The sequence below is a fragment of the Sporosarcina sp. FSL K6-5500 genome, assembly GCF_038005665.1.
In the GTDB taxonomy this organism is placed as follows: Bacteria; Bacillota; Bacilli; order Bacillales_A; family Planococcaceae; genus Sporosarcina; species Sporosarcina psychrophila.
In genome coordinates this window covers 224,434-237,817 of record NZ_JBBOTP010000001.1, presented here as the reverse complement: position 1 = coordinate 237,817, position 13,384 = coordinate 224,434, and the positions used below count along the sequence as shown (strand labels likewise).

The following is a 13,384-nucleotide window of genomic DNA, read 5'->3' as shown; positions in this document are numbered from 1 at the left end:
TGGCCAAGGGCTGGTCCTTACTACTCATTTTGATAGTTTACTTCTTGATACAAGTAGAATCATGTACGTTAACAAACCGAATAACAACGTGATGAATAATGAATGAAGCAAAGCAATATAAAGGTTTAGTCTAGTCAAAACAACCAACATTCCTGTTGTTGCTTGGAGTGCGACAAGTATAAATGCGATACTCCAGCCCCAATAGATGACGCGTTGATTTTTGTAATGACGAAGTGCATGGATCATGATGATTAATAACCAGACGAAAATAAATGCCGCGGCAGTACGGTGACCCATCTGAACCCACTCGAACATGTTACGCGGAAGGGCGAATGCCGCGTTCTGGCATAGTGGCCAGTCCAGGCAGGCAAGACCAGACTCTGTATGACGGACGAGTGCTCCAGTATAAACTACAAAGTAAGAGTAAACGGATACGCCAATTGTATGCCATTTCAACCGTTTACCTATTTGTAACTTATCTGCATCAAACTTTCGATCCACTTCAAATATGAGAAGGGTTAATAGAAGGACTGATGCAAAGCTTAAAAGAGAAATACCAAAATGAAGCGCGAGTATGAAATCACCTTGACCCCATAATACTTGAGCGGCACCAATCAATGCCTGTAATATAAGGAAGAATACGGCCGCGATTGCTAAGAATTTTGTTTCCCTTATATGTCCGATTGATTTCCATGACCAGACAGCTAATATGACAATCAAGATTCCCACAGACCCAGTTACCAGCCGATGTGAAAATTCAATAAGTACTTCTGCGGTAATCTCATCGGGAATAAGTTGCCCGTTACATCCTGGCCAATGTCTGCCGCAGCCCATGCCGCTATCGGTTTTTGTAACAAGCGCCCCTCCAAGTAAGATTAAAAGCATGCCTATTGTCGATGCGACTGCGAACCATTTTAAATATCTATTAGATTTCAAAAAAATGACACCTACTTTTTTATTGATGACCATTGTATAAAAGGTCCCTGCTTTTTTGATGATAACGAAAAATAAGTAAAAAGACAACGAAGATTGGCTGAAAATGCCTCAGTAATGGACCTTTTCACAAATTGTTCATAAAGAAGACGCTTTAACTTCACAAAAGACCCATCGAAATGATTTACTATAGAGGGTGTTGAGTAATAAATGTGTCGATATTTCAAGGAATTCGGTAGAAATTTTGTATATGTATAGAAATACTACCCGAATTTCGCTATAGTTAACTGTAGCGGTTAACGCTCACAACTTTGGAAGGAGGGGTAACTTGTCAAACGGTCATACAATTTCCACACCTGTCGAATCGAATGTAGTGACGGTGTCTCTTTATAAGGACTTCCTTGCGCTCATTAAAATCGGCATTGTTAATTCGAACATGATCACAACTTTTACGGGACTATTTCTTGCTTTTCAGTTCACTGGTAAAAACTTTCTACATAATATAGATTTGCTTGTCTATGCTCTTCTCGGATCGGGATTGATAATTGCTGGATCTGCGGCACTGAACAACTTGATTGATCGTGATATTGATCCAGTCATGACGAGAACAAAGTCCAGACCAACAGTTACCGGGCGATTCAAGGCACCGGCTGTATTGACACTTGCGCTGACTTTCATCGTAGTAGGCGAAGTGCTATTGTTTTCTGCTTCTATAGCAGCTGGTCTTTGGGGACTTGCAGGTATCTTCAGTTATGTTGTACTCTATTCGATGTGGTCGAAACGTAGGCACGTAGCTAATACAGTAGTTGGAAGTGTTTCGGGAGCAATTCCGCCTTTAATCGGATGGGCTGCGGTTGATCCAGCACTTGGTGCAGGTGCCTTGGCGCTATTCCTGATTATGTTTGTTTGGCAACCGCCGCATTTTTATGCGCTGGCGATGCGTCGGACAGACGAATACCGTGCAGCAAATATTCCAATGCTACCTGTTGTAAAAGGTTTTGCAAGAACGAAGAAATCGATGTTGGTATGGGTACTGTTTTTATTTCCATTGCCGTTTCTACTTACTGAGCTAGGGGTAGGCTTCTTAGTACTTGCGAGCGCATTGAATATAGGGTGGCTGTATTTAGCACTTAAAGGATTTAAAGCGAAAGATGATATAAAATGGGCAACGGGTATGTTCATCTATTCATTGAATTACATGACGATCCTTTTTGTGGCCATGATTATCTTCTCGATATTCATCTAACATATTGGAATTCTTTCTTTGCATAGGAATTCATATAAAGAGGTCAGCAGTCCTCACAAGAAGAAAAACATTTTTTTAGAAAGAGAGGTATCATTAAGCGATGATGAAAGGACTCAAAAAGTGGCGTCTTTTTTCTTTATTAGCAGCTCTTACCGTGTTTCTAGCGGGATGTGGTCAGGAAGGGCTATCCACACTTCTTCCGGCTGGTCAAGTCGGGAAAGATCAATTCAAATTGCTGATGTTATCATCAGGAATCATGTTACTGGTTATTCTAGTAGTAGTGATTATTTATGTAGTTGCAATTGTTCGTTTCAGACGCTCGAAACTGGGTGAGGACTTTGTTCCTAAAGAAGTTGAAGGAAGCCATACATTAGAACTTGTATGGACGATTATTCCTGTTCTCCTTGTTTTACTTCTAGCGGTCCCTACAGTTTATTACACATATAAACTAAGCGATGTCAGTGCGATGAATGAAGTCAATGAGGATGGCGAGTCAGAAAATCTGGTCGTAGATGTTACGGCTAAGTTATACTGGTGGGAATTTGAATATCCTAATCTCGGAATTGTTACAGCGCAAGAACTTGTTGTACCAACTGGAGAAAAAGTATATTTCAACCTCCTTGCGGCAGATGTTAAGCACTCCTTCTGGATTCCGGCAATCGGAGGAAAACTCGATACAAACGTTGAAAACGTAAACAAATTTTATTTAACGTTTGATAAAGAATCGAAAGATGTGCAAGACGGAGTGTTTTACGGGAAGTGTGCGGAGCTTTGTGGTCCATCACACGCACTTATGGATTTCAAAGTAAAATCATTACCCCGTGCTGAATTCAACAAATGGGTTACAGCAATGCAAGCAACTGGTGAAGAAACAACAGATGTTGCTGCAGCTGGTCAAGGTGAAGAATTATTCCAACAAAGTTGTATTGCATGTCATGCGACATCTGCAGTCGGTGAAGGCGGAGATAAGGCTGGACCAAACCTAGCGTCATTTGGTGACCGTAATCGTGTTGCTGGATTTATGGATCACACGCAAGAGGATTTGGTTGAGTGGATTTCAGACACTCAGAAACAAAAGCCAGGAAACTTGATGCCGTCATTCGGTGAACAACTTTCTAACGAGGAAATAAATTCAATTGCTGAGTACCTCATGGGACTTTCAGTAGAAAAATAACTATTAACGTGAATTTGAAGAGGAGGTAAACAAATTGAGTTCAGTTGCTCAAAAAAGAGGTTTTGGCGCAACGCTATGGGATTGGCTTACAACAGTTGACCATAAGAAGATCGGTATCCTTTATCTCCTAGGTGGAGGATTCTTCTTCATAGTCGGCGGTATAGAAGCAATGATCATTCGTTTGCAACTTTTAACGCCAAACAACGATCTCGTCAGTGCGGGAATATTTAACCAAATTATTACGATGCACGGAACGACGATGATTTTCTTGGCGGCCATGCCTATATTAATTGGATTTATGAACGCCATTATGCCACTCCAAATTGGAGCGCGTGATGTAGCATTCCCATTTCTTAACTCACTAGGTTTTTGGATGTTCTTCTTCGGTGGAGTATTCTTAAACGTATCATGGTTCTTTGGTCAAGTTCCTGATGCAGGTTGGACATCTTACGCATCACTTGCAATGGCATCTGAAGGACATGGTGTTGATTTTTATGCAATAGGACTTCAAATAGCCGGTGGTGGTACGTTATTAGGGGGGATTAACTTCCTCGTAACGATTATCAATATGCGTGCACCGGGGATGACGTATATGCGTATGCCATTATTCACATGGACTACGTTCGTTGCGTCAGCTATGATTCTGTTCGCATTCCCACCACTTACAGTAGGACTTTTCCTTCTGACATTTGAAAGAATGTTTGGTGCTAACTTCTTCGATCCTGTGATGGGTGGTAATACCATTATATGGGAGCATATATTCTGGATATTTGGTCACCCTGAAGTATATATTCTGATTTTACCGGCATTCGGTATTTTCTCGGAGATCTTTACAATTTTCTCTCGAAAAAGACTATTTGGTTATTCAGCGATGGTATTTGCTACCGTCCTTATTGGATTCCTAGGCTTCATGGTTTGGGCTCACCATATGTTTACAGTTGGTCTTGGGCCAACAGCAAACGCGATCTTCTCTGTAGCGACAATGGCTATTGCCATACCTACTGGAGTTAAGATATTTAACTGGTTGCTAACCATATGGGGCGGAAGTATTAAAGTAACAACACCAATGCTTTGGGCGCTGAGCTTCATCCCAACGTTTGTTATGGGTGGAGTTACGGGTGTTATGCTAGGTACTGCACCACTTGATTACCAATTGCATGACACATACTTTGTTGTTGCTCACTTCCACTATGTAATCGTTGGTGGTACTGTATTCGGTATACTTGCGGGTACGCATCTATATTGGCCGAAGATGTTCGGTACAATGCTAAATGAAGCACTTGGTAAAGTTACATTTTGGTTCTTCTTTATCGGTTTCCATTTAACATTCCTAATTCAACACTGGTTAGGTTTCTGGGGAATGCCGCGTCGTGTATTTACATACATGGATGGTCAAGGTTGGAACTCAGCAAACTTAATTAGTTCTGTAGGTGCACTATTAATGGCTATTGGGATTACGATTATGGTTTATAACATTATCGTAACTTCAATTAAAAACGTACGTGTAGCAAATGACCCTTGGGGTGACGGGCGTACGCTAGAATGGGCGATTGAATCTCCACCGCCATTCTATAACTTTGCGCAGACTCCACTTGTACGTGGTCTTGATACAGTGTACATCGAAAAAATGGAAGGTAATCTGTCGGGAATTACTCCGGCTGAACCTGTTCAAGATATCCATATGCCGAACGGTTCTTTCATTCCATTCATGTTAAGTTTAGGTCTGTTCATTGCAGGATTTGGAGCAATGTTCCGTACTGAGGAATCATGGGGAATGGCAGTTCTAGTAATTGGTCTTATATGGACTTTCGCTTCTATGGCAATGCGTTCATTGAAAGACGATCTTGGCTTCTATGTTAAGAAAGAAGACATCTTAAGAGATATGAAACGTAAAGGGGGACAAAAATAATGGATTTGAATAAAAAATTCACCCCTGAGACGTGGCCTGATCATCCGGAAAAAGCAACGTTAGAGGCAAAGAATAAATTTGTTGGATTCTGGCTGTTCCTTGGCGGAGAGACAATCTTGTTCGCAACGCTTTTTGCGACCTATCTTGCTTTAAAGAACAAAGGACCAAGTGGATTTGAATTTTCGACACAAGGGCTTTTTGAATTACCGCTTGTCTTCGTCATGACGTTGCTTTTATTAACTTCATCTTTGACGAGTGTATACGCGATGTATCATTTGAAAAACTACGATTTCAAGAAAATGCAGCTATGGCTTGTCATTACTGCATTCCTTGGGCTTGGTTTCCTTGCGCTCGAAGTGTATGAGTTTGTACACTATATACATTTAGGCTTTACATTTGATAACAGTGCATTTAGTTCTGCATTCTATACGCTTGTTGGTACGCACGGTTTCCACGTAGCGATCGGACTTGTCTGGCTTACGCTACTCATCTTCCGTAACTCCAAGCGCGGACTGAACTTGTATAACGCGCCTAAGTACTATACATTCTCGTTATACTGGCACTTTATCGATGTTGTTTGGGTATTCATCTTCACTGTAGTCTACTTGATGGGAGTGATAGGTTAATATGTCTGACGTTCAAGTTTATAAAAAGTCACCAGCTGAATTTAACTTAGGTCAAAGACGCGCACGTAAGTCAATGCGCGGTCAGATTATGATGTTCTCGCTTATGATTTTCTTAACGATTATGTCATTTTCAATGGTTATGGCTTATCAAGCTGACGTAGCTGGATTTTCTAAGTATTTGATTATCCCAACGCTTCTGCTTTTTGCAGCTGTGCAAGTTGGCTTACAGTTGTATTACTTCATGCACATGAATGAAAAAGGACATGGTATTCCACAAATGTTCATGTATACGGGAGCCATTTTTGGATTCATTGTTGTGTTAACGTTTGTAGCAATTGTTTGGTGGTAATATCAATAGACAAGAAAGCCTATGGAAGATTTTATTCTCCATAGGCTTTTTCTTTTTTTAAAAGCTTAGAAAGTATAAGTTTTTCAACATGGAACAGTGTCTAGCTCCAACCGCCAGGAGGCCCTCAGAAAGTGGCGCACTTAGGCTGCGTTTCCTCCTAGATCATAAGCCGTTCATTCCTCCTTGGTAGCTTCTTGACTACCTCCACGTTGCCCAAGTGAGGAGGTAGTCAAGAAGCCGTTTAAGACAACACGGGGAGCTCTTAGACTGCCTTCCTTTTCATATCTGCCTGTCAGGGCTGGACGGCGCCTTGCACTTTTCTTATCAATTGTCATAGTTCGTACATTGAGTTACACCGCTATTAGTTTTATAATAAAGAAAGACTTTAAAAAAGGGAGCGATGGCAATGCCTTTAAGTATATTTGGATTCCGAGCTTTGTGGAGTCCGTGGTTCTTACTAATTATCATACTTGGTATGGCCTTATATTTATTATTGACGACTAAAATGCGTCATCGATTTCAGGATACGTATCCCGTTACAAGAAAACAAATAATCTTATTCATGTCCGGGATGGTTATACTTTATGTTGTCAAAGGTTCACCTGTAGATTTACTTGGTCATATCTTATTTTCAATTCACATGGTTCAAATGGCGGTTCTATTGCTTGTGGTTGCTCCATTAATCATGATGGGGATTCCTAACTGGATGTGGAAAAAAGTTTTTGATATTGGGATTCTTGACCGCATAATAACTTTCTTTACTAAACCGATTCTCAGTCTATTGGTATTCTGTGGTATGTTTTCCGTTTACCATATTCCACTTATTTTAGATAATGTGAAATTAAGTGCTCCATTGCACACAATTTTTACTATCACGTTATTTGTTGCGGCGGTGTTTTTCTGGTGGCCAATCATTAATACGCTGAAGGGACAGCCGAAGCTTCATGGCTTGAAAAAAATAGGTTATATTATTTTAAGTGCAATATTGATCACACCTGCATGTTCCCTTATCATTTTCGTAGATGTACCTGTTTATGAAACATATAAATCTGGCGAATCTTGGTTACGGGCAATGGCGCTTTGTGTGCCCGCAAGTACACTTTCAGGATTAGCGGGCTTAGGCATTTCAGGTCCTGAATTATTTACCAATATGCCTACATTAGTTGATCAGCAACTTGGTGGAATTATTATGAAAGTGTTCCAAGAAATCATTTATGTTGGTGTCCTAGGTAGTATTTTTATTAAATGGCATAGAGAAGAGCAGGACAATGCAGAAGAAATTACTGCCAACGCGTTATTGGAACGTCAAAAAATGACGTTATATAGATAATAGGCTATAAGTTGAAAATCTTAATACTTATATAAACAGCGAAGGCACCTTTTAAGGGGAGCCTTCTGTCGCCAACAGATTCAATGGGATTATTTAATTCAACATATACAGATATAGGGAAACTTTACAAATCGGGGGAATAATGAATGAATCTGCCCTTTCTACCTACAATAAGTACGTTTTTTATTGTTTTATCAGCAGTACTAGTTGCAATAGGATGGAACTTAATTCGTAAAAGGAAAATTGAAGCGCATAAGAAAACGATGCTGGCAGCCGCGGTATCAGCAATTCTTTTTTTAATCATTTACGTTTCGAGAACTATATTGGTTGGTAATACGTCGTTTGGCGGTCCGGAGAATTTGAAAATCTATTATACGATTTTCCTTATTTTCCACATAATACTTGCGACAACAGGAGCAGTATTTGGTGTGGTGACGATTAATGCAGGATTGAAGAATAATTTGGTCAGACATCGGAAGCTTGGTCCAATCACGAGTGTTATTTGGTTCTTCACAGCAATAACAGGTGTTGCTGTTTATTTACTTCTTTATGTTTTTTATAAGGGTGGGGAAGTAACGTCAATGTTTAAAGCAATTCTTGGTTTTTAACGAACAAAACGCTTTCACAAATATGTGAAAGCGTTTTTGTTTAAATCCTGAAATTGATTTTGAAGATTCCGGCTTCACGGGCTGTTGTAAAGAGAATGACAGCTAATGGTCCAATAAATAATCCGAGGAAGCCGAATAGCTTCAGTCCTAGAAACATAGCGATTAGTGTTGGGAGCGGTGATAAGCCGATTTGAGATCCCATCACTTTAGGTTCGATTGTACTTCGTATAATGAGTAAGATTGCTGCCAAAATCGCAAGTTTCGTTCCTGTTGCGATATCACCGCTGATGAACTGATAAAGTGACCAGGGCGCAAGGACAATAACTGATCCGAGGATGGGGATTAGATCGATAATCCAAATTGTGAGGGACATGATGAGTGCATATTTAGGTGTAATTAAAAACAGTCCGACAAAAGCAACTCCAAGAATAATAAAACTGACAATAAACTGTGCTTTCATAAAACCGAAAAAAGCAGAATTTAGTTTAGCGATTATGAACCGTGCTTTTTCTGCCGTAGAAGTAGTCAAGTGTCTAAATAACATTTTCTTTAATTCAGGTAATTCGAGCATAAATAAGAAAAGTACGATGATATAAACACTCAAGTTGACAAGGAAATTTGGAACTTCAGTCATTAGAGCCATAATCTTATCGTAACTGAGTAAACCCAGAATTGATTCTTGAATAGATTCGAATATGTTTTTGAATTCTTTCTGTATTGCAGTGACAACATCTTTTGGCATTCCAGATGTAAATTGGAATAATTTGCTTTGCGCATCAATCCAGACGCCGGATAGCGAATTGAAATAGTCAGGTGCTACCTTTGTGAAATGTATGATTTTACCCACTAACTGAGTGACTGCATAATAGAAGAACAAAGCTAAAATAACTAGGATAAAAATGAACACTGAAATGACCGACGTTTTTCGACTCCATTTAAACTTTTTTTCGGTAAGTCTAACGATTGGGTCAATCAGTAAAGCCGTAAGAAGTGCAAAAATGATTGGTATTGATATCGGAATGATAAAGATGAAAGTTATAGTAATAAAAATTATAATGAGTATGATACTAATGTTTCGTGTTGTAAGCCATTTTGCCAATGGTTATTCCCCCAAACTATTCACTCTTTCAATTATAGCCAAAATATGGGCAATTGATTAGTCGGGAAAAGTAAAAGGGTAAATAAACATAAAAAAACCAGAGAACATTGAGTTCTCCGGCGGTTATTACATAGTTATTTTTTAAGATTATAAGGCTGTAGTGCTTCGCTTACTGCTTTTAGTGTTGCAACACAGTCTTTGACAAGGCTTTCAGGGAAATGTTCCCCTTCGCCGTATTCAACGCCATGTGGATAGTAATGCTTGCCGACAACTGGTTTTTTAAGGATCATAGTCGCTTGGCGTGTATCAACATCGCCATCAGTTGTATAACTGAATACGCGCAAATAAAACGTGCCTTCTTTGATCATATATTTCTTATCAAATGTTGCGCGTTCGTAGTCCCATTGACCTGCGCGGACAAGGTCGTGTTTTAACATGATTTCATCAAGTATTGATAAGTCAGTAACAATATTTTCAATGCCTGTATCTTCAATATACATAGTTTATATCCTCCTTATATATCGTTGAGCCAATTCCCTATACCTATTTATAATAGAACAAATCACCAGCAGTTGCAATGACAACATTGTGTCAACAAACGTATGATTTAATAAATAAGATAATACTTAACATTTTTCACAGATAGACGAAGTATAATGAAAGAAGAAATCATTTAGTAGTATTATCCTTATAAGAACTGACTAAACTTTATACTCAAGAAAGTAGGTCGAAAAATGAAAGCACTTTGGAAAATAATAATTCTACTCATCATCGTCCTATTGATATTTTATATTATGGATGATCGAGTGAAAGAAAATAAACCGCTTGAGTCGCCTGTGAAACATGGGACGGCGATCCCAGTGCCTGGAAGTGGGGATGGTTTACCGCTACCGCAAGCTGCACGGCCTGAATCGGGCCTGTCCCTGTTTGTCGGTAAGAGTGTAGACAGTCTATTTGAGCAGTTGGGTAAGCCAGATCGAATTGAACCCTCAGACTATGGTTACGATTGGTGGATATACGATAAAGATCAACAGTTAATGGTAGGCGTTTGGGAAGGGAAAGTAAATCAAGTTTATACTGCGGATTTATCCTCCGATATTGAGCCTTTTGAAATTGGGCAGGATGTGAAAGACATCTATCGATTTACGATTGTTGAGTCAGAAGTGGCTGTACAAATTGGAGAAAGTATCTATACATTTACATTGAACGGGGATGATGTGAATAATAGGCTGCTTATTGAATATGAGAATGTCTATGCGCAGCTTTATATCGACGGTGTGGATGGGGAATTGGAAGCGATACGTTTTATTGATCCAATTACACTAATTTTGCACCAGCCCTATGACATGGCTTATATGGGGGAAATCGTTAGTGCGGATCGTCCATCGTCAACAATGCAGATGGAAGTAGATCGTGCAATGGAGCGTCAAATCTTCAGTTTAACTAATATTTATCGGAAAAACCATGGATTGAATGAACTTTTGAGTGATTACGATCTTGCTGTTGTAGCACGAAAACATAGTGAGGATATGGCGCTTGAAAATTACTTTTCCCATGAATCTCCTGTGACCGGTAATCTTGCGGATAGGTTAAAAGAGGCAGAAATTGAACATCGTAAAGCACGGGAAAATATTGCTTTCAACTATGTGGATGCAATTGAGGCAGTCCATGGTTGGCTTAATTCTCCCGCGCACCGTGATGTCTTGCTTGAAAAGGAAGTCACACATCTAGGGACAGGTGCATATGGAAAATATTATACACAGGTTATGATTCGTGAGCTTGCAGAAGAAAAAAGGCAGCAATGAAGTTCATTGCTGCTCAAGGAATAATCCAAGTTCCTGTCTCCGTACTGGCGACACCTCTTATATAAAGAGGTGTCGCCGTTTTTTTTGCATGTAATGCAGCCCGTTTTTGAATGATTGGCCTTTCACAATCTAGAAGTGGTATGAAATCGTCCAACTTCAGCAGGTCCAGTTTACGGGGGTTCTCCACTTTGCGCGGATCATGAGTCATAACGCCAGGTACATCTTTAAAAAACTCTACATGGGACGCTTGGAGTGCTCCTGCAAGCGCGATTGCAGACAAGTCGCTGCCACCTCTCCCAAGTGTCATGACATGCCCGTTGTTATCGATCCCTTGAAAGCCTGGAATAATAATACAACGGGTTTGTTTAAGGTTTTCAGCAATGGACGCAGGGTCGATGTGGTCAATCGTAGCATCTCCAAATTCTCCAACAGTCATTATACCAGCCTTAATGCCATGCAGGACAATGTTGGGGACACCTGCTCGTGTTAGTTCGGCTGATATAACTGCGGCAGCAATGAGTTCGCCACAGGACACTGCAAGGTCGCTTGCGGCTGCTGAAGATGAAAAAGCATCCGTAAGCTGAAGAAGGCTGTCCGTCGAATAAGGATCGCCGTAGCGACCAATAGCAGATACGACAACAACGACATCGCCAAACTCATTTAGTCCATCTTTTATATGGTTAATGCAATTCAATCTCATTTCTTCATTTTTCATTGCTACTCCACCGAATTTCTGGATGATCATAAGGCTCCCAACTTTCTTCGTGACGTTCATTGAGTTCTTTTCATACGATAAAGTATGTTCGCTCTCAATATATTCATTTTCACAGAAAAATGTTCGGGAAGGGGAGAGTGGTGCTGTTTTTAACGGAGCTTATAAAAGACTGGCCTTGTACAGTCAATGGCGGGGAACTCAGGACTGTTGTCACGGGAATAACCGAAGATTCTTCACGGGTAAAGAAAGGATGCGTGTTTGTAGCCAGGAAAGGTAATCAAAGCGATGGCGTGAAGTATATTAAAAAAGCAATTGAACAAGGTGCTGCAGCTATTGTTATTGATAGAACAAATTTGACAGAAATACCAGCTGATGTTGTTGTCATTACGGTTTCGGATTGCACAAAGTTCATGTCTCATGCAAGTGCGCAATTAGTTGGTAATCCTGCCAAAAGAATGAAAATGATTGCGGTGACTGGAACAAATGGAAAAACGACAGTTACACATTTCATCGGTCAGTTATTAAGCAAATTTGGAAATCGGGTGGCTGTTATCGGTACGACAGGCATTTTTATCGATGGCGTTAAGATTGATTATGAATGCCCCAAAATGACAACATTACCCGCGGAATACCTCCATCCTTTATTAAAGAAATGTGTTGATGAAAATGTTAGTCATATTGTTCTTGAAGCATCATCACTTGGATTGTCTTCGAATCGTTTAGATCATTGTGATATCGACATTGGAATACTATTGAATATTGGGACTGATCATTACGAAGAACATGGTGGAAAGTTTGCTTATATAAATGCGAAAAAGCGTTTAATTCAAATGGCGAAAACATTCATTGTTAACAATGATGATAAAGAATGTGTGGAAATGGTTCAAAATGCAACTGTTCCACTGGTTTATTTTGGGACGAATTCGTCAGCAGACGTCCAAGTCCCAGAACTAAAAATGAATCCTGATATACTGGGTCATTATAATCGGATGAATACATTAGCAGCAATTAGTGCACTTCTTGTCCTTGGCTATTACTTAGATGATATTTTGCTGCACTGCGAACTGTTACAGCTTCCAGAAGGTAGATTGCAGCAACTTGAGCGGGATGGTGTAAAAGTTTACGTAGATTATGCTCATACGCCAGATGCGCTTGAAGCGGTACTGCAAACGCTATCCAATTCGTGTTATGGGAGATTGATTACAGTCTTTGGGTGCGGCGGCCAACGAGATAAAGGAAAAAGGGCTGAGATGGGTGAACTCGCTGTCCTGTACTCTTCAATTGTCATTGTTACATCAGATAATCCAAGAAATGAAGATCCTAAAGCAATTATTTCGGATATTATGGAGGGTTTCGGAGGTGAATGTTCGGCGATTGAAGCCGAACTAGATCGGAAATATGCAATACGAAAAGCGATTTTTTGCGCGGCGCCGGGTGATATCGTCCTAATTGCTGGAAAAGGTCATGAAAAATCGCAGCACACGGCTGATGGTCTGATACCATTTTCTGATCTCGAAGAAGCAGCACGTGCTCTTTCTGAAAAAACGTTTTTGGATATTAAAGAAATAAATATGGAATAGATGCAAGTTT

13 protein-coding genes are annotated in these 13,384 nt (G+C 40.0%); 9 read left to right on the top strand and 4 right to left on the bottom strand.

Annotation, left to right across the window (positions count from 1 at the left end; translation table 11 throughout):
- Positions 1-24: 24 nt before the first annotated feature.
- Positions 25-936: a COX15/CtaA family protein gene (locus MKX62_RS01150; protein ID WP_067214026.1), complete on the bottom strand. Its 912-nt coding sequence runs from the start codon at positions 934-936 to the stop codon at positions 25-27.
- Between the two features lie 325 nt (positions 937-1,261).
- On the opposite strand from MKX62_RS01150, the gene cyoE reads away from it, so the two are divergent.
- The 7 genes from cyoE (at position 1,262) to MKX62_RS01115 (ending at position 8,175) form a co-directional block, all read left to right on the top strand.
- Entirely contained in the window at positions 1,262-2,179 is a 918-nt protein-coding gene (cyoE, locus tag MKX62_RS01145; RefSeq protein ID WP_340740452.1) for a heme o synthase, read from the top strand.
- A gap of 100 nt (positions 2,180-2,279) precedes the next feature.
- Positions 2,280-3,353 carry a cytochrome c oxidase subunit II gene (gene coxB / locus MKX62_RS01140; RefSeq protein WP_340740451.1) on the top strand — a complete coding sequence of 358 codons (1,074 nt, stop codon included), beginning with the start codon at positions 2,280-2,282 and terminating at the stop codon, positions 3,351-3,353.
- Between the two features lie 34 nt (positions 3,354-3,387).
- Positions 3,388-5,262, top strand: a complete 1,875-nt coding sequence (gene ctaD, locus MKX62_RS01135; RefSeq protein ID WP_187045460.1) for a cytochrome c oxidase subunit I — start codon at positions 3,388-3,390, stop codon at positions 5,260-5,262.
- Positions 5,262-5,888 carry a cytochrome c oxidase subunit 3 gene (locus MKX62_RS01130; RefSeq protein ID WP_067211552.1) on the top strand — a complete coding sequence of 209 codons (627 nt, stop codon included), beginning with the start codon at positions 5,262-5,264 and terminating at the stop codon, positions 5,886-5,888. Before ctaD ends, MKX62_RS01130 begins: the two co-directional genes overlap by 1 nt.
- Before the next feature lies 1 nt (position 5,889).
- Positions 5,890-6,237: a cytochrome C oxidase subunit IV family protein gene (locus tag MKX62_RS01125; RefSeq protein WP_067211550.1), complete on the top strand. Its 348-nt coding sequence runs from the start codon at positions 5,890-5,892 to the stop codon at positions 6,235-6,237.
- A 406-nt stretch (positions 6,238-6,643) separates the two neighbouring features.
- Complete coding sequence (gene ctaG / locus MKX62_RS01120; protein ID WP_067211548.1) at positions 6,644-7,567, top strand: cytochrome c oxidase assembly factor CtaG; 924 nt, start codon at positions 6,644-6,646, stop codon at positions 7,565-7,567.
- A 146-nt stretch (positions 7,568-7,713) separates the two neighbouring features.
- The gene (locus MKX62_RS01115; RefSeq protein WP_067211545.1) at positions 7,714-8,175 is read left to right on the top strand and encodes a DUF420 domain-containing protein; all 462 of its coding nucleotides are present in this window, start codon (positions 7,714-7,716) and stop codon (positions 8,173-8,175) included.
- 40 nt (positions 8,176-8,215) lie between these two features.
- Here MKX62_RS01115 and ytvI read toward each other — a convergent pair whose 3' ends face one another.
- Both ytvI and MKX62_RS01105 read right to left on the bottom strand, forming a co-directional pair.
- Positions 8,216-9,274, bottom strand: coding sequence for a sporulation integral membrane protein YtvI (gene ytvI / locus MKX62_RS01110; RefSeq protein WP_067211542.1), 1,059 nt, complete (start codon positions 9,272-9,274; stop codon positions 8,216-8,218).
- A 134-nt stretch (positions 9,275-9,408) separates the two neighbouring features.
- Positions 9,409-9,774, bottom strand: coding sequence for a YugN family protein (locus tag MKX62_RS01105; protein WP_067211539.1), 366 nt, complete (start codon positions 9,772-9,774; stop codon positions 9,409-9,411).
- A 234-nt stretch (positions 9,775-10,008) separates the two neighbouring features.
- Here MKX62_RS01105 and MKX62_RS01100 point away from each other — a divergent pair, with 234 nt between their 5' ends.
- On the top strand, positions 10,009-11,079 hold the full coding sequence (locus MKX62_RS01100) for a CAP domain-containing protein (protein WP_067211536.1): 1,071 nt from the start codon (positions 10,009-10,011) through the stop codon (positions 11,077-11,079).
- Between the two features lie 13 nt (positions 11,080-11,092).
- Here the strand turns inward: MKX62_RS01100 and MKX62_RS01095 are convergent, their stop codons facing one another.
- Entirely contained in the window at positions 11,093-11,824 is a 732-nt protein-coding gene (locus tag MKX62_RS01095; RefSeq protein ID WP_067214025.1) for an amino acid kinase family protein, read from the bottom strand.
- A gap of 110 nt (positions 11,825-11,934) precedes the next feature.
- Here MKX62_RS01095 and MKX62_RS01090 point away from each other — a divergent pair, with 110 nt between their 5' ends.
- Positions 11,935-13,374, top strand: coding sequence for a UDP-N-acetylmuramoyl-L-alanyl-D-glutamate--2,6-diaminopimelate ligase (locus tag MKX62_RS01090; protein ID WP_340740450.1), 1,440 nt, complete (start codon positions 11,935-11,937; stop codon positions 13,372-13,374).
- Positions 13,375-13,384 lie beyond the last annotated feature (10 nt).